The organism is Mitsuokella multacida DSM 20544 (assembly GCF_000155955.1).
GTDB classification, from domain to species: Bacteria; Bacillota; Negativicutes; order Selenomonadales; family Selenomonadaceae; genus Mitsuokella; species Mitsuokella multacida.
This window is the reverse complement of the sequence record NZ_GG697141.2, coordinates 40,141-60,310: the sequence shown is the minus strand read 5'-3', so window position 1 is coordinate 60,310 and position 20,170 is coordinate 40,141. Positions and strand designations below refer to the sequence as shown.

Below are 20,170 nucleotides of genomic sequence, written 5' to 3'. Positions count from 1 at the left end.
CCGTTCTCAGCACCGCTTCGCCAGCTTCTCGTCGAAACGGTCTTTCTGTCTTTCTATCTCCATTCTACTAGGAATCAGAGAGATTGACAACACACAAAAAATCCCACCGGCCAATGACCGATGGGATCTGTATGTTCGTGTAAAGCGAGCGATTAACGCTTCGAGAACTGGATAGTTTGATTGATTGGTATCCATCAATATACAACGCTCTCGCCATCGGCTGGCATATCGTAATTCACGACGCCACGAGAAGCCAGGCGGCCGCGCATCACATGGCGAGTGATGGATGCATGAGCAACATTGTCCATATGCGTGATATAGAGTCTGGCATCAGGAGCTGCAAGCGACACATTCCAGACATCTTCATCCCCCATGATCAGACGGCCATTCTCGAGAGTCTCCGCTGCACAGGCATTGAGGGCGATTACTCCTGGTCGGAATTTCTCAATGGTTGCAGCGACTTCCTCATACCAGATGGTATCGCCAGCAAGATAGAATGTCTTTTCGTCTTTTGCTTCAAAGAGGACGCCCATGGCATTCCCGCAGGGGAGGTAGGTGCCGTGGAGAGCGGGAACCTGACGGATGCTGGCATCTCCTATTTTCATCCATTCTTTCGGAAGGATGGTGATCTCCTGAAATCCAGATTTCTTCAGGACAACCGCATCTTCTTCGTTCTGGCAGAGAATGGGTACAGCCTTATCGAGTGGGGCGCCTACAGTACCGTCGGCGAAAGAAATGTCAATGTGGTCCGGATGGAGGTGCGTGACGATAACGCAGTCGACATCTTCCAGGATTTCTTCTGTAGACATGGGAAGGTCATAGAACGGCATCGGCAGATGCTCCTTCACCTGGTCAGGGATATGGTAGGGATGCCCGGGCACGTCGGCGAAAGTGAACATGTGGCTCGGGGAAAGCCAGGGATCGATGAGAAACGTCTTACCGGCATATACTAAGCGGTTAGTCGCGTTGCGGATCTGTGTGATTTTCATAGTATGCAAAACCTCCTCGTTCTTTATATGCCTCATTATAGCGGAGTCATGACACAGGGAAAAGAAGATAAAGAGATGATTGAAGCAACTATATAGTTGCGCTATAATGAACACAGGAGGTGCTCTATGAATCAGAAACAGCTTCAGTATTTCGTAACCGTCTATCAGACACAGAACATAAAGACAGCCGCAGACAGGCTATTTGTCTCAAGGCAAGGCGTGAGCAAGGTAATCCGTCTGCTTGAGGAAGAGCTGGGGCAGCCGCTTTTTGTACGCAGCATAAAAGGAGTCATGCCAACAGACTACGCAACAATCCTGCTGCCTCATGCAAAACGTCTCCTAGAGGAATACGACGCCATATGCGGCCTCCACACGCTCGCAGCGCAGTCAAAAAGTGTGGTCACCATTCATGCACTCGACCATGTGCTCGCCTATCTTGGTGCGCCCCTGATCAACGACTTCCATGAGGCGTATCCTTCCATCATTCTCAGCATCGTAGATACGACAGATGCCATGGCTCTAGCCGCATTGACGGCGCAGCAATGCAACTTTGCCATCGTAACGGGGCCGCTGGACGAGACGCGTTTTGAGGGAATCCCCCTCTTTTTCAGCAATTACAGTGTACGGATGCACAAATCACATCCTCTGGCGAAAAAAACATTTCTGACCTATGACGACCTAGACGGTCAGACTATCATCAGCAAAGGCCGTGCCTATGACTGCTTCCGCCACAATATCGACCAGCACATCCTCGTGCCCGGCCGACAGATCCACATCCTTGCGGAAACGGCTGATGAAAACATCATCCGCGCGTTTCTCCTTGAAAACAAGGCCATCAACATCGGCTACGACTATGCGGATGCCCTATACCCACATCCAGATATCGTGAGCCGAAGACTGAAAGCAGAAAATGGCGGGCAGATGATCTATCTCGTAGCAAACCTGCAGGTCCGCACGACAAAGGCAAGCCGCCTTTTCCGTGACTTTCTTTTAGAGTGGATACATAAAAAAAATCCCACCAGCTGATGCTGATGGAATCTTGTGTGCTCGTGTAAAGCGAGTGATCAACGCTTCGAGAACTGGATGACGCCGAAAAGCCCTTATTTTGATGCGCAGCATCTCGATCAGGCTGTCCTGTGTCTTGCGATTGCCGAGGTACAGCATGACGACATTCAAGAGAATGTACTGCCACTGCTCTGCGCGATACTACAATACCCTTACAAGCTCGTCATTACTCCTACGCTGCGCGTGCTGAGGGGCAGCCTTTGCTCCTGCCGCGACGTAGCCAATAGGCAACAACAGCAAAGGCACTTCATTCAGTTCCAGCTGGAAGGCATCCGCCGTCTTCGTCACCGGGAAAAAGTTCACCCAGCAGGACCCGATGCCAAGATCCCAGGCTTCCAGCATCATATGAGTGGCCACGATGCTGGCATCCTGTTCACCCGCACGGATGCTGTGCTCAAACGGGTTGACCCATTCCTCATCCTTGCGCACCGTCACCATCAGCACGACCGGCGCGTTGAACGCGCAGCGAGTCAGCCCCCGGATCTTCTCCAGTGCTTCCGCGCTCTGCAGCACATACACCCGATAAGGCTGGTAGTTATGCCCCGTCGGAGCAATGCGCCCGGCTTCCAGGATAGCATCCAACTTTTCCTTCTCAATGGGCTTGTCGCTGAATTTCCGTACCGAATATCTAGACTTAGCCAAATCCATAAATGCCATGTTCATCAACCTCCTATTCATTATCTATCCTAACTTAGTTTCACTCAATCATCAAGTCTTATCTGTCGATCATAGTTTTCGATCCAGTCCTGACTTCTATGGTCGAATGTCCGAATATCGATATGATCGCCATAAATATACAGCGAATTCGTCCAGATATGTTTCCTGTCCATATCGCTATTGTGTATATTCATGATCCGCGAGCCATACATATTGATTTCTGGAGCCGCAAAGCTGTCATTTGTAGCCGGTGTATGCGTATGTCCCGAAATCCAGAGACGCACTTGCGGATTGGACATGAGCAAATCATGCAGCTCATTGACCGGTTGAGCCACGGTCGATTTCTTGTTCACCGAGTTGTTATAGTTCAGCAACGTCCCCATGAGTGGTCCATGGAAGAATATCAGCGTAGATTGCGGGTGCTCTGTCAAATCGTTCTTTAGCCAGGCGAACTGTTCAGCACCTATCTGCGTAGGCAATGGCCCCTCTGTCGCCAAGAATATCAGATGACATCCGCCAAGCTCAAGACTGTAATAGGGTTTCGAAAGTTGCCAGAACTCGCAGAAATGCTGCAACTTGCGCCGCCTGGATTCGGCATCACCTTTCACGAGCTTGCCGTTCTCATTCGGTTCATCCTCATACAGAATCTCATGATTGCCATCGATGACGTACAGTGGCACCTTGACACTTGAAAAATACTGACGAATGAAATCATACTCACTCGGGATACTATAGCGGGCCACGATATCGCCCACAACCGCTATGCTATCGACATCCGGCCAGGAATTTATATCGGCTATGGCGCGCAGTTTAGCCGCTACGATAGCCTGACGCTTCGCTTTGTCCGGATGCTTCTCCACGCGCACCGGCAGATGTGGATCACCGAGCACAACGAGACGTTTATAGGCACGCTCGCTCCCCCGCACTGGCATCCAAGATTGCCACGGCCACAAATACAAGGCTCCAGCTCCCAATAGTGCTCGTTTTATGAATGTACGCCTGTTCATCATGCATCTATCCATCTCCCCCACAAGTGATAAGACAGTAGTTTACCACTAAGCAGCTACTTCATCATCCCACGCCAATGTCTGCGAAGCCTCCAACTTTTATCAATTATACCATACCGTCTTTTAGACGTACAACCACAGCTGTGAAAAGCTGCGACTCTTGCAGGATAAAGTTTTTTGTGTTATGTTGGCGATATAACGTACGATTTGGAGTGATATAAAATGAATAAAAGCCAGCTACATGGTGAGCCAGGACGGTCTGGCAAAGGCTTACGGGGAGCGCTAACAGGCCTGCTTGGAGCAGCGTTGCTATGTATTCCTGTGCCAGCATTGGCCTGTACGCTTTATGCGGCGCAAGGAACGGCTGTGGCAGACGGCGGTACGATAGCAGCAAAGAACCGCGACTGGCGGCCGCAGGAACAGTCACTGCATCTATCGGAACCTCGCCAGCCAGGCGGTTATCGTTATTATGGTCTCTATGGTGGGCCGTTCGAGCGTCATCAGCTGCGTGGCGGTGTCAATGAGGCGGGACTCGTGGCCTATTCGGCGGCAGTCAGCTCGGTGACGAAGAAGCAGAAGGCCGCAGCTGCTGAAGCTCATCCGCCGGTCCAAGGAACACTGCGCAAGGTGCTGGAGCGCTATGCAACGGTCGAGGAGGCGGTGCAGCATCCGGAACTATTCCAGGGCGTGCGATTCGTCATGCTGGCTGACCGCAGTGAGGTCGCCTGGATAGAGGGCGGGCTGGACGGAGAAGTGCGCATAGAGAGGCGTCAAAATGGCGTCCTGGCCCATACCAACCACTATCTGATCGCCGATCTGGCGGCGCAAAATGAGAAGTATTATGAGAGCAGCCATAAACGCTATGACCGGGTCATGGAACTACTTCAAGCACAGAAACAATATACACTCGCTGATTTCATTCGCATCGGCGAGGATCAGACCGCCGGTCCGGTCAATTCGCTATGGCGTACAGGCGATGAGACGAGTCATACTCAGACAGTGGCTCAAATGGTAGTCTGGCTGCATCCGGACGGAGATTTCACGGTCTATGTGAAATACCGGGCCGCAGCTGACGATGCCGGACATGAGCAGACGGTCCAACTCACGAAACAGGAGATATTCGACAGTACTGCGCAACAATGAACGCAAAAAATCCCGCCAGCCGTAGCTGACGGGATTTTGTATGTTCGTATGCAACGAGCGATTAACGCTTCGAGAACTGGGAAGCCTTGCGGGCTTTCTTGAGGCCGTACTTGCGGCGCTCTTTCTCGCGCGGGTCGCGCGTAACGAAGCCAGCCTTCTTGAGGGCCGGACGGAGCTCTGCGTTCATCTCCATGAGAGCGCGCGTGATGCCGTGGCGGATTGCGCCAGCCTGGCCCGTGACGCCGCCACCAGCAACGTTTGCGATGACGTCGTACTTATCAACCGTCTCCGTGAGGTTCAGCGGCTGACGAACGATGAGTTCGAGAGTCTTGAGACCAAAATACTCTTCCATGTCACGACCATTGATCGTGACTTTGCCCTCGCCTGGAACCAGACGAACACGGGCAACGGACGATTTTCTGCGGCCAGTGCCGTAGTAGATGACTTCTGCCATGTGTTATGTTCCTCCCTTTCCAGATTAGCGGATGTTCAGCTCAAGCTTCTTCGGCTTCTGAGCTGCATGCGGATGCTCCGGGCCAGCGTAAACGCTGAGCTTGCGGTACATCTGAGCGCCGAGACGGTTCTTCGGCAGCATGCCCTTGATTGCATGCTCGAGAACGCGCTCCGGGAAGCGCTCCAGCATGTGGCCAGCCGCCGTGAACGTCGTGCCACCCTGGTAGCCGGAATGACGGAAATACGTCTTATCCGTGAGTTTCTTACCCGTGAATTTTACTTTCTCTGCATTGATGACGATGACGTAATCACCCGTATCAACGTGCGGAGTAAAGGTCGGTTTATTTTTACCGCGAAGAACTTTTGCGACTTCAGCTGCGAGGCGGCCGACAGTCTGGCCTTCAGCGTCTACAACGTACCATTTGCGCTCGATATTGGATGCATTTGCCATAAACGTTGTCTTCATGCGATTTCCCCCCTAGAGTTTTTTCAGTATCAATTTTCCATGTTGTATGATGTATTGAAACAGGCTTCCGGGGCTAATGGAAACGCTCGTCCGTGACATCACATAGAACTATTCTAAAGAAAAGTCCCGAGAAAGTCAAGGGATTTTTCTCCGAAAAACAAATTTAATCCACAGGTTCCTGTGTATACTTCAGGTGGCCCGTGCCGTTGATGAGCTCGACCGTCGTGCCGTGCTCGGTGTAGGTCACGATGTTGACGGCCGTGTTGAACTGGCGGATGGTCCAGACGTACTGGAGATCCATGTGCAGGGCCGCCGTCAGGATGGTGCGCAGGATGGCGCCGTGCGCGAAGACGGCGACGGTCTGGTCGGGATGACGGGCCACGATCTCCTCGATACAGGCGAGCGCGCGCTCGCGGAGCTTCGGGAAGCTCTCGCCATGCGGAATCTCGAGGACATCGGGATGCTGGAAGAAGTTCTCGAGGGCGTCGGGCCACTTGGCGACGATTTCGTCGTACGTCAGTCCCTCCCAGTCGCCGAAGTTGAGCTCACGCAGCTCCGGGCGCGGCTCGACCGTCAGGCCGAAGCGGTCGGCGACGCAGCTGGCCGTCTTCATCGCGCGCGCGAGGTCGCTCGAGTAGACGGCCTCGATCTTGTCAACCGGGAAATGTGCCGCGAGCTTCTCGGCCTGCTCGATGCCGAGTGGCGAGAGCGCGACATCCGTCTGGCCCTGATAGCGGCCGAGCACATTCCACTCGGTCTGGCCATGGCGGACAAAAATGATCTTTGTCATAAGAATCTCCAATCTATTTTATCTCTATATCAAGATACAGCATCAGTCATCTGGTCAAAGCTGCGCCAGGCGGCGAGCAGTGCCTCATTCTCCTCGCGCGTGCGCACAGCGAGGCGCAGGAATCCCCCGGTGAGCCCCGGGTAATGCTGGCAGTCGCGCACGAGGATATGATGCGCCCGCAGATACGTTACGAGCCGTTCCGCCCGCCCCGCAGGCAGCTTCACGAGGATGAAGTTGACACTCGGCGGGAAGACCTTGACATCGTGCAGAGCGGCCAGCGTGGCAGACAGTCTCTCCTTCTCCTCTTTGACGAGCGCACGCGTCTGCTGCTGGTAGGCCGTGTCGGCGAGTGCCGCCACGCCCGCGGCCTGCGCGAGCACGTTGACGTTCCAGACGTCTTTGGCCGCCTCCATCGCCTGCAGCAGCTCCGGGCTGCCGATACCGAAGCCGAGCCGCAGGCCGGGCACGGCGAAGAACTTCGTCAGCGAGCGCACGAGGAAGAGATTCGGCAGCCGTTCCTGGCGCACGGTAAAGCGCGCCTCGTCCTCGCGGAAGTCGAGGAAGGACTCGTCGATGACGAGCTGTGTGCCGGACGGCAGCAGCTTTTTCGCGAGGTCTGCGATGGCCTCGCGCTCCACGAGCGTGCCAGTCGGGTTGTTGGGGTTGCCGAGCACGATGCAGTCCGCCTGCACGCGCTGCGCCTCCTCGGCGAGGAAGATTAGGTCCGGCTCAAAGCCCGCCCGCTCCTCGAGCGGGCTGTACGACACGGCAGCACCAGCGGCATGCGCCGCCCGCTCGTACTCGCTGAAGGCAGGAACGGGCAGGAGGACGCGCTTCGGCCGCGTGACGAAGGTGTAGAGGTAAAAGAGCTCCGCCGCGCCGTTGCCGAGGATGAAGTCTCCCGGGGCTCTGTCGTAGTGGGCAGCAAGTGATGCCCGGAGTTCACGCGCCCTCGGGTCCGGATAGTGGATGGCCGCATCGATGTGCGCGAGGATGGCCTCTTTCACGCGCGGCGAGAGGCCGAGCGGATTGATGTTGGCCGAGAAGTCGAGCCACGGCTCTCCATCTGCCGTCGGCTCGTAGACATTGCCGCCATGGACAAAGCGCGGATCTTCCTGCATCATATCTCTTCCTTTCATAGTATCTCTATGCCGCCGCTGCGCATCAAAGAGATGCCGAGGCACTCGAGCTCGGGGAACTGCTGCGCAAGCTTTGCCGAGCGGTACGCTATCGCATCGTGCGCCAGCTGTGATGGCCAGATGACGCCGATGACTGTGCCGCTGTGCGCGGCGACGAGGCCCAACGCTCCGCAGGCGCGCGCCTCTTGCAGCAGCGCCTCGAACGCGTCTTTTGGCAGGATGGCCTGATTCCAGCGCGCGCTCTGCGTGGCGGCCTCGGCCAGACGGCGCTCGCCCTGCGCCAGCGCCGCGAGCAGCGGCTCCCACGGATGCGCCTCCTGCCCCATGGCCTCTGCATGGCAGGCCGCCGTGTCGACCGTGCCGCCCGTGTCGAAGATGGTCAGCTGCGGATAGGAAAGACTGCGGTATGTCCGCTGCACGCGGCCCGTCACCTGATTGAGACAGACAATGCCCGGCATGAAGACGGCATCCGTCGGCTCGACCTGCACGGCGAGCCGCAGGATAGCCTCGGGGGCGAGCGGCTGCCCGAGCGCATGCGAAGCCGCCGCGAGGACCGCGGCGATGTCTGCGCTCGACGAGGCCATGCCCTTGCCGCGCGGCAGTTCCGACGTCAGGCGCATGCCAAAGGGAAGCTTCTCGATGTCTGCCCCACGCAGGTAGAGCTGCAGGGCGCGGCGCGATTTCTCGCCGAGGCCGACGAACCCCGACAGCGTGACAGAGGCCCGCACCGTCGTATAGCGCGCGATCGGGCAGGTCACGAGAAACGGCCCTCCCGCGTGCCAGCCCTGCAGGAGCTCGCCGCAGGAGCCCGGCACGCGCACGGTCACGTCCTTCACATCGGTCGCTCTCATCGCATCACATCCAAAGGAAGCAGTCCATGCGGTCAAACGGCAGGACGGCGAAGAGGAAGAAGACGATGAGCACGAGCGTCTCCGTCATGAGCTCGATGGCGCCGTAGACATCGCCCGTGAGGCCGCCGAGCTTCGCAGTCGCATAGCGGCCAAACACGAAGGCAAAGATAAGCCCCGCGAGCAATGCGGCGATGGCGGCGATGCCCCAGGGCGCGACGAAGACGAGTGAGGTGACGAGGCCGATGACGACGGCCCTGCGATCTGCCGCCTCAGCAAAGGCCTGCCCCATGCCGCTCGGCCGCGCATAAGGGAAGTGCGCGACGGCAAAGAGCATGGCCATGCGCCCGATGACGGGCATGACGAAGACGGCGATGAGCAGGACGGGCGCCGGCAGGTCGAGCAGCAGGGACCAGTCGAGCAGCAGGATGCTGCCGAAGGCCACGACGCCGAACGAGCCCGCGCGGCTGTCCTTCATGATCTCGAGCATGCGCTCGCGGCTGCGGCCCGAGAAGAGGCCGTCCACCGCATCCATGAAGCCGTCGCAGTGGAGGCCGCCCGTCAGCAGGATGGGCAGGATGACGAGGATGGCCTTGGCCGTGTACGATGGCAGGCCAAGGAGCGCGAGGCAGGCGAGCGCCGCCAGCAGGTAGAGGCAGCCGAGCACGGCACCGACAAGTGGGAAGAAGCGCGTGCTGCGGCCGAAGTCCTCGGCCGTCAGGTCTTCCTGTTTGACGAGGTGGATGCGCGTGAGAAACTGAAGGGCAGTGATGAAACTTCGCAATTTAGGTCTCCTTTAATACCCCATGCACTTCAAGAGCGCATAGACAAAGATCAGGAACAGGACGGTTGCCGTGTACATCATGCGGATGGCCTCCATGATGTGCTTGGGGGCCGTGCGCTCGATGGCCTCGCCCATGTAGGCGCGGAACGTTTTCTTGCCGAAGTACGAGTTGATGCCGCCGAGGCGGATGTGCAGGGCACCGGCCACTGTCGCTTCGGCGTAGCCGCCGTTCGGGCTCGGATGCTTGGCCGCATCGCGGCGCATCATGCGCAGAGCATTGCGGGAGTCGAAGCCCAAGAGCCAGGCCGCGATGATGAAGAGCACAGCCGTGATGCGCGCGGGGATGTAGTTGAGCACATCGTCGAGCTTGGCCGCCGCCTTGCCGAAGTAAAGGTACTTCTCGTTCTTGTAGCCGATCATCGAGTCCATCGTGTTGGCCGCACGGTAGAGCACGGCAAGCGGCACGCCGCCGAGCATGAAGAAGAAGAGCGGCGCGATGACGCCGTCGACCGTGTTCTCCGCAATCGTCTCGACGGTCGCGCGCGCGACCTCCGACTCGTCGAGCTTCGCGGTATCGCGGCCGACGATCCAGCCGACAGCCTTGCGCGCCTTGTCGAGTTCATTCGTCAAGAGCAGCGCGTAGATGCCGCGGCCGGCCTTCGCGAGGCTCTTCGGCGAGATCGTGAAGGCGAGCAGCAGCGCCTCGACGGCCATCGTGCCCCACTCCCACGGGATGCTGTACGAGAAGTAGATGATGCCCGCTGCCACATCGTAGGTGATGAAGAGCACGAGCAGTACGAGAATGGCGCCACAGAAGAATTTCTTCTGGTCGCTGTCCTCTTCGCGGTAGTAGATGCGCTCCAAGAACGAGATGAGCTTGCCGATCAGCACGACGGGATGGAAACGCGAGCGCGGGTCGCCGATGATTGTATCGATGATAAAGGCAAAGATCGCAATATTCATACGCGCTCCTCCTCTCTGCGCTCTTCTGCCATCTCCGCCATGATGGCCTTGAGCTTCTCCATGTCGAGGGCGCGCTCGACGACATCGGCCAGATGCTCGTAGGCACGCTCTTTCGCCTGGTTGCGGTTGCGCTGGATGGCGAGCGGCCGGAGTCCCTTGTGGATGCGCAAGGTGTTGATGAGCTGGCGGCGGAAGGCGTCATCGTCGAAGAGGCCGTGGATGTAGGTGCCGAAGACGAGTCCATCTTCGCGCAAGGCGCCGTCCCAGCGGCTCGGCTCACCCTTGGCCGCATGGATGTAGAAGGGATGGCGCACGGGTGCGGAGAATTTCGTCTCCCCCATGTGGATCTCATAGCCCTTGAGTCCTCTGCCGAGCAGCGTGCAGCCGAAGAACTCCATGCCGGGGCAGTCGGCTGTGACCTGGCGCGTGTGCTTTGTCTCTGCAAATGTGGTCTTCATCGGCAGGTAGCCGAGTCCCTTGACTGCGCCGTGCTCCGACTCCACGTGATGCGGGTCTGCAATCTCTTCGCCGAGCATCTGGTAGCCGCCGCAGATGCCGACGAGCGGCGTGCCATTCTCGACGCACGTGCGGATGGCTCTCTCTAGGCCAGACTCGCACAGGAAGAGCAGGTCCTCCGTCGTATTCTTCGAGCCGGGCAGGATGATGAGGTCGGGGCTGCCGAGTTCCAACGGACGGCGCACATAGGTGACTTCGACATCGGGCTCGTCGGCAAGCGCATCGAAATCCGTGAAGTTCGAGAGCTTCGGCAGCTCGATGACGGCGATGCGGATGTCCGCCCGCTTCTCCTGTTTCTCATCCCGTTCTTCGAGAGAGACAGAGTCCTCGTCGTCGATGCCCATCTCCTCGATGTAGGGCACGATGCCGAGCACCGGCTTGCCCGTCTTCGCTTCGAGGAAGTCGACGGCCGGCGTGAAGAGCGAGACATCGCCGCGGAACTTGTTGATAACGAGACCCTTGACGAGCGCGCGCTCCTCCTCGTCAAGGAGCTCCAACGTGCCGACGAGCGAGGCCAGCGCACCGCCGCGGTCGATGTCTGCGATGAGCAGCACCGGCGCATGCAGGTACTTGGCCACGCGCATGTTGACGATGTCGTGCGATTTGAGGTTGACCTCGGCCGGACTGCCAGCCCCCTCGACGACGAGCGTGTCAAACTGCTGCTGCAGGCGCTGCAGGGCCGCCTTGACCTCTGCGAATGCCTCGAGGGAATAGCCGGCGTGGTACTCGCGCGCGCTCATGTTCCCGATGGGACGGCCCGCGAGGATGACCTGTGAGCGGGAATTGCCCGTCGGCTTCAAGAGCACGGGATTCATGTCCACCATCGGCTCAAGGCCCGCCGCCTCCGCCTGCGCGACCTGCGCACGGCCCATCTCAAGGCCGTCCTTCGTGACGTACGAATTGAGCGCCATGTTCTGCGCCTTGAACGGCACGACGCGCTGCCCCTCGCGGTAGAAGATGCGGCAGAGCGCCGTCGTCAGGATGCTCTTGCCGACATGGGAGCTCGTGCCCATGAGCATAATGGATTCCAAGGTATTGCCCCTTTCTCTCTGATCTCTCTGAAACGATTACTTGATGCGCAGCGGGATGCCGCAGAGCACGGCGTAGACCGCATCGGCAGCTGCAGCGAGTTGCTGGTTCGCGAGGCCCGCAAGGTCGCGGTAGAGGCGCGCGAGGCGGTTCTCCGGCACGATGCCGGCCCCGACCTCATTCGTCACGAAGAGGACTGCCGTCTCCTCCGGCAGTCCCTGCACAGCCTCAATCAGTGATGCCATCGCGCCCTGCACGAGCGCGGCCAACTGCGCTTCGTCATACGGCTCCGCCTTGCGGCAGAGCAGGTTGCTGAGGTAGATGGTCACGCAGTCGAAGAGGATGGTGCCGTGCTCCTGCCCCGCCTCGCGGATGACCTTCGCCGCTTCGCGCGGTGCCTCGTACGTCTGCCAGTCGGAAGGCCTGCGGCTGCGGTGTAAGGCGATGCGGTGCTCCATCTCCGCGTCCCAGACTTCTGCCGTCGCGATGTAGGCCACCTTGCCACCGCTCTCTCTGGCCAGCTTTTCGGCAAAGGCGGACTTGCCGCTGCGCGCGCCGCCCGTGACGAGGATCATCTTGCCCATGCGCTGCAGGCCTCCACGAAGTGCGCCGCCTCGGGGCAGCCGGCGAAGTGCAGGTGCAGATAGCTGCCGAGCACGTTCTTGCGACTTTCTCCCGCCTCATAGCATTCACCCGTGCGCAGTTTTTTGAAGCGGAAGGGGCTCTCTCTTTCTGCCTCATCCTGCGAGAAGTGGAACTCGTGGCCGCGCAGCTTCGTGCCGGCCTTGCCGAGCACTGTGTCCTCTAGGAGCTCCGCCTCGACGTAGCCGACCATCTGGAGCTTCTCGGTCATCGCGGCCCGACCGGACAGGGCGCCGCACATCGCGTATTCCCTACCCGCGAAGTCCTTGAGGGACTGCAGTAGGTACATGTAGCCGCCGCACTCCGCATAGATCGGCATGCCCTTCTCGGCAGCCTCGCGGATGGAGCGTCGCATCGTCTCATTGGCCTCGAGCTTCGCGGCGAACATCTCGGGGAAGCCGCCGCCGATGAAGAGGCCGTCGACTTCCGGCAGCTCCGCGTCGTGCAGCGGGCTGAACGGCACGAGCTCGGCGCCGCAGTGCGCGAGGATGGCGAGGCTCGCCGTGTAGTAGAAGGAGAAGGCCTCGTCGCGCGCGATGCCGATGCGGCAGCGCCTCGGCTGCATCTTGCGCTCTGGCATCGCGACTTCGAGCTCCGGCGCCAGGCAGGCCAGGTGCAGGATGGCCTCGATGTCAAGCGACTTGGCGACGGCTGTGCCCATCGCCTCGATGGCCTGGCGCTCGCCCTCGTTCTCGGCTACGGGCACGAGGCCGAGATGGCGCTCCGGCATCTTGAGCGAATCGTCGCGGCGCAGCGCACCGAGCACGCGGATGCCCGCATCCTTCATGGCGCGGCGGATCATCTCCTCATGCGTCGCCGAGCCGAGCCGGTTGAGGATGACGCCGGCCAGGTTGACCTCCGGGTCGTAATCGCGGAACCCGCAGGCAATCGCCGCGGCCGAAGCGCCCATCGACTTGACATCGAGGACGAGCACGACAGGTGCCTTGAGCAGCTTGGCGATGGCAGCCGTCGAGCTCACGCCCTCGCGCCCGCCGTCGTAGAGGCCCATGACGCCCTCGATGACGGCGATATCCGACCCCTCCATCGTCCTCGTGAAGAGCTCCGGCAGCACCTGCTCTGGCACGAGCCAGCTGTCGAGATTGTGTGCGGGGCGGCCGCTGGCCATCGTGTGGTAGCCGGGGTCGATGTAGTCGGGGCCGACCTTGAAGGACTGGACCGCGATGCCCTGCTCGCGCAGGGCCGACAGCAGCCCCGTCGCAATCGTCGTCTTGCCAGAACCGGACTGCGTCGCCGCAATCACTAAGCGTGGAATCGAATAGCGCATGGTAAACCTCCTGTTGAATATCTGAATGTCATGTCCGTGCATTTAGTGAATCTTACACAATGAGCTCAGTCGCGGCTGTCGTCAATCTCGTAGAGCATCGCATTGACGGCAGCGGCGGCAATCGGGCTGCCGCCTTTCGTGCCCTCGACCGTGATGTACGGGACGAGGCCATTCTCAGCCAGCTCCTTCTTGGAGTCGGCCGCGCCGACGAAGCCGACGGGGATGCCGACGATGCAGGCCGGCCGCACGCCTTCCTCGCGGACGAGCCGCAGGACCTCAAAGAGCGCCGTCGGCGCATTGCCGATGGCGATGACGCTGCCCGTCAGCGCCGCGCCGAAACTGCGCATGGCCATAAGCGAGCGCGTCACGCCCTCCGCCTTGGCGCGCGCCGCGATCTCAGAGTCCGCTATCCTACAGTGGACCGTGCCGCCAAACGAGGCGAGCTTGCGCTTGTTGATGCCCGTGCGGACCATCTCGACATCCGTGTAGATGTCCGCGCCGCCGCGCAGGGCGGCGAGGCCCGCCGCCACGGCCGTCTCAGAGATGCGGATGATCGGCGCGTATTCGACATCGCCAGCCGCATGGATGATGCGCGAGTAGACCTTCTTCTCCGCTTCGCTCAGCGAGAGTCCCGCAAGGTACGGCGCAATGAGCTCCATGCTGCGGTGCTCGATTGCCATCGGCTGCTTGATAAACTCCATCATGAATCCTCCCGATTCTCTATCGTTTCTACAAATGCCAGAACTTCTTCATACGTGTGCACGAGATGGTCGTACGGAAGGACAGGGCGGTCGATGATGATGACGGGGATGCCGAGCGCTGCGGCAGCCGCAATCTTCGTATCCGTCCCACCAATCGTGCCGCTGTTCTTCGTCACGATGACATCTGCGCGGCACTGCCGGAACATCTCATAGTTGAGTTCCTTCGAGAACGGGCCCTGCATGGCGACGACCTGCTTCGGCGAAAGGCCGAGCTTCTCGCAGAGCAAGAGGACCTCAGCTGTCGGCAAGACACGCGCGATGAGCGTGCAGTCCGCAAGCGCCTTCGACTCCGTGAAGCGCTGCAGGTTGCGGCTGCCCGTCGTCAGGAAAACGACCTTGCCGCATTTTGCGGCCGCCTCAGCCGCCTCCTCGTACGAGTGGACGCAGATGATCTTGGCGGCAGTCTCCGCGCTTAGATCCGTCAGCGAGCGCTCGTAGCGCAGGTACGGGATGCCGAGCGCCTGGCAGGCCGCCATCGCATTCTCCGAGACGTGCACGGCATAGGGGTGGCTCGCATCGACGAAGCAGGTTGCCCGATGTCCGCGCAGGTACGTTTCCAGCGCCTCGCGGTCAAGCGGCTTGTCGTTGATGGTCAGTCTCTCGCTGCCGCAACGCTCGAGCAGATGCTCGCCATAATGGCTGACGACGGAGGCTGTCACCTTGTATCCCGCATCGAGCAGGAGCCCCGTGAGCTCGCGCCCGTCCTGCGTGCCCGCTGCGACGAAGATCATAGGCCGCTCTCCTTCTTGCCGTAACCGCGCGGCGTCAGCATCCAGCCCTCTTTGACATACGTCTGCGAATTGCCGATGATGACGAGCGAGAACATGTTGATCGTCTCCTTCGTGAAGTCCGCAAGCGTCGAGATGGTCTTCGCCTGCTCCGCGCGGCTCGCCGCCGTCACGATGCCGACCGGCGTCTCCGGATCTCGGTACTTCAAGGCGATGCGACGGATCTCCTCGATGTGCTGCACGCGCTTCTTGCTCTTCGGGTTGTAGAGCGCGATGACGAAGTCGCCGGCCGCCGCCATCTCCGCACGCTTGCAGATGGTCTCCCAAGGCGTCAGCAGGTCTGAGAGGCTGATGACTGCGAAGTCGTGCATGAGTGGGGCGCCGAGGATGGAGGCCGCTGCATTGACGGCCGAGACACCGGCGATCACGCCGCCAAAATGTGGGCGCTCCGCCACCTCTCGCTGCAGCACGAGTTCGAGCACGAGGCCGGCCATGCCGTAGACGCCGGCGTCGCCGCTCGAGACGACGACAGTCTCTTTGCCAGATGCCGCGGCCTCGACGGCCATGCGGCAGCGGTCGATCTCGTGCATCATGCCCGTGCCGATGACCTCCTTGTCCGCGAGAAGCGGCTCAATCAGGCGGATGTAGGTCGTGTAGCCCGCGACGACCTCCGCATGCTCGATTGCGGCGCGCGCCCGCGGCGTCATGTCGAGCAGACTGCCCGGGCCGATGCCGACTACTGTGATTCCTGCCATTTCTGTCTTTGCTGCCATACGAGTGCCACCGTCACTTTCTCAAATCTTGTCTTGCCGAGCGCCATGCGCCCTCCTCCTGCGGCCAGCGCCGCTGCCTCACAGACGTTGCCGATGCCAATCGTCTGCCGGACGAAGTCCGATTCTCTAAGGCCGTACTGCTCGATGATGCGCTGGAGCGCATTATTTTCATAGAAATACAGCGGGCGGCGAAGCTCTGCCGCCGCCTCGTGAAGGCCCCGCTCCTCCCGCTTGAACACAGTGGAGCCGAGCGAGGTGATCGCTTCCATCGGCATGCCGATGCGCGCTGCCGCTTCTTTTAGTGCTGCAAGGATAACTTCTTTCGGCGTTCCCCTGCGGCAACCGACGCCCGCGCGCAGTGCCATCGGGCGCAGGAAGAGGCGCCCCGCCCGCGCCTCCGTGCACGCGGCGCTGATGATGACCTGTGGCCCCGTTTCGCGCTCCCGCTCTGCCATCCCGCGCACCGTCAGACCGCGCCGCGCGAGTTCTTCTCGATAGAACGAAGCCAGCGCACAGGCGGGGTCCACGTAATACGAGATGGATTCACCGCGAAGCAGAGCGCTGTTGATGGCGAGGATGGCCGCGTGCGACTCGGGGAAGAGCCCGAGCTCCGCCGCCAATGCGTCGGGCGCCACAAGGCCCTCGACGTCCGTCGCCGTCGTGATGACGGGCTCCGCGCCGAGGGCGGCCGCCAGCGCGCGCGTCAGGCGGTTCGCGCCGCCGACATGACCGGATAGCAGGCTGATGACGTGGCGGCCCTGCTCGTCGAGCACGACGACCGCCGGGTCCTCGAGCTTGCTCACGAGATATGGCGCGATGCTGCGCACGGCGATGCCCGCCGCCATGATGAAGACGAGCGCGTCGTAGCGGTGGAAGTTCTCCTGCACCGCTTCGCGCAGGCGTCCGAAGGTCTGCACCCCAAGGGTGGCATGGCGGCTGCTGACGAAGAGCGTCGCCTGATCGCCGAGAGCGCCGCCGACCCGCCTTGCCAGTTGCGCGCCCGCCTCGGTCAGCGCAAAGACGGCCGTCCTCATCGGCTCGCCTTGCGGAACATGTGCGAGAACTCTGGCGCGTAGAGGCGCGAGAGCTCGTAATCCGCCCCGAGGCAGTGGCTGACGACGATCATCGCCGTGCGGTCGATCTGCGCCCCTTCCACCTTGGCGACGATCGTCGCGAGCGTGCCGCGCACGATCTTCTGCTCGGGCCACGAGGCCTTCTGCACGATGGCGATTGGCGTGTCCTCTGCATAGCCGCCCGCGATCAATTCAGCGACGACCGTCTCGAGCATCGTGATGGAGAGGAAGATGCACATCGTCGACTGATGCGCGGCGAGCGCGCGGAGCTGTTCGCGCTCCGGCACGGGCGTGCGCCCCGGCTGCCGCGTGATGATGACCGTCTGCGAGATACCGGGCAGTGTGTACTCCTGGCGCAACGCAGCGGCTGCTGCGAGAAACGAACTGACGCCCGGCACGACGTCGTAGGCGATGCCCTTCTTCGCCATCGCATCCATCTGCTCCTGGATGGCCCCGTAGATGGCGGGGTCACCCGTGTGCAGGCGCACCGTCATCTTGCCGGCTGCCTCAGCCTCTTCGATGACTGCGATGACCTCGTCGAGCGTCATCTTCGCCGAATTGTGGATGACGGCATCCTCACGGCAGACCGCGAGCAGCGCCGGATTGACGAGCGATCCCGCGTAGATGACGACGTCGGCCTCCTCGAGATAGCGCCTGCCCTTGACCGTGATGAGTTCCGGGTCGCCAGGGCCCGCGCCAACGATGTGTACCATGAACTATGCCTCCTTCGTGCATGTGATGATGTAGATGGGATTCTGTGCCTCGGCCATGTCGTAGGGGCCCACGCGGCGCAGGCGGCTGACCTGCACCTGGATGGTCTCGTAGCGGTAGAGGTCCACATGCGCGTGCAGGTACGAGAGCGCTGCCGCGAGTGTCTGCACCGTGATGCAGTTGAGTACGAGGCGGCCGCCCCTGCGCAGCTTTCTCGCCGCGCAGTCGAGTATCGCCTCAAGATGACCGCCGCTGCCGCCGATCAGGATGACGTCAGCAGCGGGGAGCGCCTCTATGCCCTCTGGCGCCTCCGCTTCGATGATGGAGAGGTTCCGCAGGCCGAAGTGCGCGCCGTTCGCCTCGATGAGCGCGACTGCCTCTTTCTTGCGCTCGATGGCGTAGACATGGCCCGCTGGCGCGAGACGCGCCGCCTCGATTGACAGCGAGCCCGTCCCCGCGCCGATGTCGTAGATGATAGCATCGGCTTCAATATGAGCCTTGACGAGCGTCAGGATGCGGATCTCCTGCTTCGTCATCGGCGCCTTGCCGCGGATGAATGCCTCATCGCTGAGTCCCAGCTTCATTGCCATCCCCCTCCCTCGCCTTCTTCCATTTTCGCGTCGACTGCAATCAGGATACAGCTGCCCGTCTCCGGCAGCGCCGGAGCCTCCGCCAGCGTCGTCTCTTCAATGCGCTCGTCCTCATAAGAAAGACGCGCACAGATGAAGAGGCGCGTCTCTGGCGGCCAGCCGTTCGCGAGCAATACGGCCGGTATGGTCTTTGATGTGAATGTCCTGTCGGTCAGCATGCCAAGCACGCTACCGCTCTGGTACGCGAGGCGCTCCGCCGCCGGCTTCCTGCCGTGGAACGACAGCAGGCGTGCCTCGTGCCACGGCAGAGCGAGCCGCGCGAAGGCCAGCTGCATGGCGCTGAGCCCCGGAATCACGCGGATGCATGCGGTTGAGAAGTGGCGGCGCAGGGCGTCGAGCAGCGAGTAGTATCCCGGATCGCCCGAGACCATCACCACGACGGATGACGTTGCGAGCGCCTCACGGATGAACTGCATGACCGCAGCGATGTCACCCGTCACCGCCATCGTCCGCTGGCCCTCGCGCGCAAACTGCGAAAGAGCGCGCCGCCCGCCCACGAGGACTTCGGCCTCGCGGATGGCCCGTGCGGCCGCCGGCAGCATGTAGTCGGGATGGCCCGGCCCGATGCCGGCCACGATGATCTCATTCATGTTCCCTCTCCTGTTCTGGCAGACGCCAGTGATACGCCTCCCCGATCTCACGCGCCACTTCGTTCATGCCGAGCAGCCTGCCCTGCAATGTCACCATGACGACGCCGACCTTCATCTTGCCGAACAGATAGCGCTCGGCGCGCAGGCCCGCGCGCTCGGCGATGCTCGTGCAGACCGCCTGCTCGAGCCCCGCTTCGCGCAGGACAGTCAGTGCTTCCTCTGTCGCATTGCTCGCGAGGACGCGGCGCGTGCCCGCGGTGCTGAGCCCCGCGGCCGCCGCATAGGCGGCAATCGTCTCGAGCCGCGCGTCCGCGATGCGGTTGTGCGTGTAGAAAACGCCGGCCGCGACCTTACAGAGCTTGCCGATGTGGCCAAAGAGCAGGACGCGCTTGATGCCGCGCTCTGCTGCCTTCTCGAGCATGAAGCCGATGAAGTTGCTCGTCTGTACAAGAAGCTTTTGCGGCAGGCCCCACGCCTTCGCCAGGTTCTCGCCGATCTTGCCCGGCACGAAGACGAGCTCCTCGGCACCATCGGCGCGCGCGACGTCGATCTGCGGCACGAGCGAGTTCTTGAACCCCTCCTCCGACATGGGCCGCAGCACGCCGGTCGTGCCGATGACGGAGATGCCGCCCTTGACGCCGAGGACGGGGTTCAGCGTCTTCTCGGCCAGCTGTTTCCCCGCAGGGATGGCGATTGTGACGTGCAGGCCGTCGCTCGTGCCGATGGTTTCGCACGCCGCGCGGCGCATGAGCTCGCGCGGGCCGGGATTGATGGAGGGCTCGCCGACGGGGACCGAGAGCCCCGGCTTTGTCACCGTGCCGATGCCCTCGCCAGCCGCGAAGGTCATCGCGCCGCCCGCCACGTGGCGCACCGTCGTGAAGACGGAGACGCCGTCCGTGATGTCGGGGTCGTCGCCCGAGAACTTGACGACCTCTGCGCAGATGCCCGCCTCCGTCCGCGCGACCGCCTTGACGGGAATCGTGAGCTCCGTGCCGTCGAGGGCCGTGAGCGTGACGGTCTGCCAGTTTTTCCCCGCTTCAAAGAGCAGGGCCGCCTTGACCCCCGCCGCCGCACAGGCCCCAGTCGTATAACCGCTTCTCATGCGCGT

At 61.0% G+C, this 20,170-nt stretch carries 23 protein-coding genes; 2 read left to right on the top strand and 21 right to left on the bottom strand.

All coding sequences use genetic code 11. The features are described from left to right. Window positions 1–194: 194 nt before the first annotated feature. Window positions 195–989 carry an MBL fold metallo-hydrolase gene (locus MITSMUL_RS00310; protein ID WP_040635177.1) on the bottom strand — a complete coding sequence of 265 codons (795 nt, stop codon included), beginning with the start codon at window positions 987–989 and terminating at the stop codon, window positions 195–197. Between the two features lie 126 nt (window positions 990–1,115). Here MITSMUL_RS00310 and MITSMUL_RS00305 point away from each other — a divergent pair, with 126 nt between their 5' ends. Then, the gene (locus MITSMUL_RS00305; RefSeq protein WP_005838883.1) at window positions 1,116–2,015 is read left to right on the top strand and encodes a LysR family transcriptional regulator; all 900 of its coding nucleotides are present in this window, start codon (window positions 1,116–1,118) and stop codon (window positions 2,013–2,015) included. A 180-nt stretch (window positions 2,016–2,195) separates the two neighbouring features. Here the strand turns inward: MITSMUL_RS00305 and MITSMUL_RS00300 are convergent, their stop codons facing one another. Together MITSMUL_RS00300 and MITSMUL_RS00295 are read right to left on the bottom strand one after the other, a co-directional pair. After that, window positions 2,196–2,711 carry a nitroreductase family protein gene (locus tag MITSMUL_RS00300; protein ID WP_040635176.1) on the bottom strand — a complete coding sequence of 172 codons (516 nt, stop codon included), beginning with the start codon at window positions 2,709–2,711 and terminating at the stop codon, window positions 2,196–2,198. 44 nt (window positions 2,712–2,755) lie between these two features. Further along, window positions 2,756–3,718, bottom strand: a complete 963-nt coding sequence (locus tag MITSMUL_RS00295; protein ID WP_211205200.1) for a metallophosphoesterase family protein — start codon at window positions 3,716–3,718, stop codon at window positions 2,756–2,758. 222 nt (window positions 3,719–3,940) lie between these two features. Between MITSMUL_RS00295 and MITSMUL_RS00290 the strand changes: the two genes are divergently transcribed. Next, window positions 3,941–4,861 carry a C45 family autoproteolytic acyltransferase/hydrolase gene (locus MITSMUL_RS00290; protein WP_040635174.1) on the top strand — a complete coding sequence of 307 codons (921 nt, stop codon included), beginning with the start codon at window positions 3,941–3,943 and terminating at the stop codon, window positions 4,859–4,861. Between the two features lie 61 nt (window positions 4,862–4,922). Here MITSMUL_RS00290 and rpsI read toward each other — a convergent pair whose 3' ends face one another. The 18 genes from rpsI to cbiD form a co-directional block, all read right to left on the bottom strand. Further along, a complete protein-coding gene (gene rpsI / locus MITSMUL_RS00285; RefSeq protein ID WP_005838873.1) occupies window positions 4,923–5,315 on the bottom strand; it encodes a 30S ribosomal protein S9 in 393 nt (130 codons plus the stop codon). Between the two features lie 24 nt (window positions 5,316–5,339). After that, entirely contained in the window at window positions 5,340–5,780 is a 441-nt protein-coding gene (rplM, locus tag MITSMUL_RS00280) for a 50S ribosomal protein L13 (RefSeq protein WP_005838871.1), read from the bottom strand. A gap of 163 nt (window positions 5,781–5,943) precedes the next feature. Then, window positions 5,944–6,570, bottom strand: coding sequence for a histidine phosphatase family protein (locus MITSMUL_RS00275; RefSeq protein WP_005838869.1), 627 nt, complete (start codon window positions 6,568–6,570; stop codon window positions 5,944–5,946). Between the two features lie 29 nt (window positions 6,571–6,599). Continuing rightward, window positions 6,600–7,694 carry a threonine-phosphate decarboxylase CobD gene (gene cobD / locus MITSMUL_RS00270; protein ID WP_147653044.1) on the bottom strand — a complete coding sequence of 365 codons (1,095 nt, stop codon included), beginning with the start codon at window positions 7,692–7,694 and terminating at the stop codon, window positions 6,600–6,602. An 11-nt stretch (window positions 7,695–7,705) separates the two neighbouring features. Continuing rightward, window positions 7,706–8,560 carry a GHMP family kinase ATP-binding protein gene (locus MITSMUL_RS00265; protein ID WP_005838865.1) on the bottom strand — a complete coding sequence of 285 codons (855 nt, stop codon included), beginning with the start codon at window positions 8,558–8,560 and terminating at the stop codon, window positions 7,706–7,708. A gap of 4 nt (window positions 8,561–8,564) precedes the next feature. Beyond that, window positions 8,565–9,341, bottom strand: a complete 777-nt coding sequence (gene cobS / locus MITSMUL_RS00260; protein ID WP_005838863.1) for an adenosylcobinamide-GDP ribazoletransferase — start codon at window positions 9,339–9,341, stop codon at window positions 8,565–8,567. 12 nt (window positions 9,342–9,353) lie between these two features. Next, window positions 9,354–10,304: an adenosylcobinamide-phosphate synthase CbiB gene (gene cbiB / locus MITSMUL_RS00255; RefSeq protein WP_005838861.1), complete on the bottom strand. Its 951-nt coding sequence runs from the start codon at window positions 10,302–10,304 to the stop codon at window positions 9,354–9,356. Next, window positions 10,301–11,839 (bottom strand): cobyric acid synthase, encoded by a 1,539-nt coding sequence (locus MITSMUL_RS00250; RefSeq protein WP_005838859.1) that lies wholly within the window; start codon window positions 11,837–11,839, stop codon window positions 10,301–10,303. Before MITSMUL_RS00250 ends, cbiB begins: the two co-directional genes overlap by 4 nt. Before the next feature lie 48 nt (window positions 11,840–11,887). Continuing rightward, a complete protein-coding gene (cobU, locus tag MITSMUL_RS00245; RefSeq protein ID WP_005838857.1) occupies window positions 11,888–12,433 on the bottom strand; it encodes a bifunctional adenosylcobinamide kinase/adenosylcobinamide-phosphate guanylyltransferase in 546 nt (181 codons plus the stop codon). After that, complete coding sequence (locus MITSMUL_RS00240) at window positions 12,421–13,776, bottom strand: cobyrinic acid a,c-diamide synthase CobB (protein ID WP_040635173.1); 1,356 nt, start codon at window positions 13,774–13,776, stop codon at window positions 12,421–12,423. The genes cobU and MITSMUL_RS00240 overlap by 13 nt, the downstream gene beginning before the upstream one ends. A gap of 65 nt (window positions 13,777–13,841) precedes the next feature. Then, window positions 13,842–14,477 (bottom strand): precorrin-8X methylmutase, encoded by a 636-nt coding sequence (locus MITSMUL_RS00235; RefSeq protein WP_040635172.1) that lies wholly within the window; start codon window positions 14,475–14,477, stop codon window positions 13,842–13,844. Further along, window positions 14,477–15,268: a precorrin-6A reductase gene (gene cobK, locus MITSMUL_RS00230; protein WP_005838851.1), complete on the bottom strand. Its 792-nt coding sequence runs from the start codon at window positions 15,266–15,268 to the stop codon at window positions 14,477–14,479. The genes MITSMUL_RS00235 and cobK overlap by 1 nt, the downstream gene beginning before the upstream one ends. Continuing rightward, entirely contained in the window at window positions 15,265–16,020 is a 756-nt protein-coding gene (gene cobJ, locus MITSMUL_RS00225; RefSeq protein WP_005838849.1) for a precorrin-3B C(17)-methyltransferase, read from the bottom strand. The genes cobK and cobJ overlap by 4 nt, the downstream gene beginning before the upstream one ends. Beyond that, on the bottom strand, window positions 16,002–17,072 hold the full coding sequence (locus tag MITSMUL_RS00220; protein WP_005838847.1) for a cobalt-precorrin 5A hydrolase: 1,071 nt from the start codon (window positions 17,070–17,072) through the stop codon (window positions 16,002–16,004). Before MITSMUL_RS00220 ends, cobJ begins: the two co-directional genes overlap by 19 nt. Next, window positions 17,069–17,824, bottom strand: coding sequence for a precorrin-4 C(11)-methyltransferase (gene cobM / locus MITSMUL_RS00215; protein ID WP_005838845.1), 756 nt, complete (start codon window positions 17,822–17,824; stop codon window positions 17,069–17,071). Before cobM ends, MITSMUL_RS00220 begins: the two co-directional genes overlap by 4 nt. Window positions 17,825–17,827: 3 nt before the next feature. Then, window positions 17,828–18,406, bottom strand: a complete 579-nt coding sequence (cbiT, locus tag MITSMUL_RS00210; protein WP_040635663.1) for a precorrin-6Y C5,15-methyltransferase (decarboxylating) subunit CbiT — start codon at window positions 18,404–18,406, stop codon at window positions 17,828–17,830. Beyond that, window positions 18,403–19,062, bottom strand: a complete 660-nt coding sequence (gene cbiE / locus MITSMUL_RS00205) for a precorrin-6y C5,15-methyltransferase (decarboxylating) subunit CbiE (RefSeq protein ID WP_005838841.1) — start codon at window positions 19,060–19,062, stop codon at window positions 18,403–18,405. Before cbiE ends, cbiT begins: the two co-directional genes overlap by 4 nt. Beyond that, entirely contained in the window at window positions 19,055–20,164 is a 1,110-nt protein-coding gene (cbiD, locus tag MITSMUL_RS00200) for a cobalt-precorrin-5B (C(1))-methyltransferase CbiD (protein ID WP_005838839.1), read from the bottom strand. The genes cbiE and cbiD overlap by 8 nt, the downstream gene beginning before the upstream one ends. Between the last annotated feature and the right edge of the window lie 6 nt (window positions 20,165–20,170).

Coding starts and splice junctions, on each gene's coding strand:
- MITSMUL_RS00310 (WP_040635177.1), bottom strand. CDS start 989: ATGAAAATCACACAGATCCGCAACGCGACTAACCGCTTAGTATATGCC.
- MITSMUL_RS00305 (WP_005838883.1), top strand. CDS start 1,116: ATGAATCAGAAACAGCTTCAGTATTTCGTAACCGTCTATCAGACACAG.
- MITSMUL_RS00300 (WP_040635176.1), bottom strand. CDS start 2,711: ATGGCATTTATGGATTTGGCTAAGTCTAGATATTCGGTACGGAAATTC.
- MITSMUL_RS00295 (WP_211205200.1), bottom strand. CDS start 3,718: ATGAACAGGCGTACATTCATAAAACGAGCACTATTGGGAGCTGGAGCC.
- MITSMUL_RS00290 (WP_040635174.1), top strand. CDS start 3,941: ATGAATAAAAGCCAGCTACATGGTGAGCCAGGACGGTCTGGCAAAGGC.
- rpsI (WP_005838873.1), bottom strand. CDS start 5,315: ATGGCAGAAGTCATCTACTACGGCACTGGCCGCAGAAAATCGTCCGTT.
- rplM (WP_005838871.1), bottom strand. CDS start 5,780: ATGAAGACAACGTTTATGGCAAATGCATCCAATATCGAGCGCAAATGG.
- MITSMUL_RS00275 (WP_005838869.1), bottom strand. CDS start 6,570: ATGACAAAGATCATTTTTGTCCGCCATGGCCAGACCGAGTGGAATGTG.
- cobD (WP_147653044.1), bottom strand. CDS start 7,694: ATGATGCAGGAAGATCCGCGCTTTGTCCATGGCGGCAATGTCTACGAG.
- MITSMUL_RS00265 (WP_005838865.1), bottom strand. CDS start 8,560: ATGAGAGCGACCGATGTGAAGGACGTGACCGTGCGCGTGCCGGGCTCC.
- cbiB (WP_005838861.1), bottom strand. CDS start 10,304: ATGAATATTGCGATCTTTGCCTTTATCATCGATACAATCATCGGCGAC.
- MITSMUL_RS00250 (WP_005838859.1), bottom strand. CDS start 11,839: ATGCTCATGGGCACGAGCTCCCATGTCGGCAAGAGCATCCTGACGACG.
- cobU (WP_005838857.1), bottom strand. CDS start 12,433: ATGGGCAAGATGATCCTCGTCACGGGCGGCGCGCGCAGCGGCAAGTCC.
- MITSMUL_RS00240 (WP_040635173.1), bottom strand. CDS start 13,776: ATGCGCTATTCGATTCCACGCTTAGTGATTGCGGCGACGCAGTCCGGT.
- MITSMUL_RS00235 (WP_040635172.1), bottom strand. CDS start 14,477: ATGGAGTTTATCAAGCAGCCGATGGCAATCGAGCACCGCAGCATGGAG.
- cobK (WP_005838851.1), bottom strand. CDS start 15,268: ATGATCTTCGTCGCAGCGGGCACGCAGGACGGGCGCGAGCTCACGGGG.
- cobJ (WP_005838849.1), bottom strand. CDS start 16,020: ATGGCAGGAATCACAGTAGTCGGCATCGGCCCGGGCAGTCTGCTCGAC.
- MITSMUL_RS00220 (WP_005838847.1), bottom strand. CDS start 17,072: ATGAGGACGGCCGTCTTTGCGCTGACCGAGGCGGGCGCGCAACTGGCA.
- cobM (WP_005838845.1), bottom strand. CDS start 17,824: ATGGTACACATCGTTGGCGCGGGCCCTGGCGACCCGGAACTCATCACG.
- cbiT (WP_040635663.1), bottom strand. CDS start 18,406: ATGAAGCTGGGACTCAGCGATGAGGCATTCATCCGCGGCAAGGCGCCG.
- cbiE (WP_005838841.1), bottom strand. CDS start 19,062: ATGAATGAGATCATCGTGGCCGGCATCGGGCCGGGCCATCCCGACTAC.
- cbiD (WP_005838839.1), bottom strand. CDS start 20,164: ATGAGAAGCGGTTATACGACTGGGGCCTGTGCGGCGGCGGGGGTCAAG.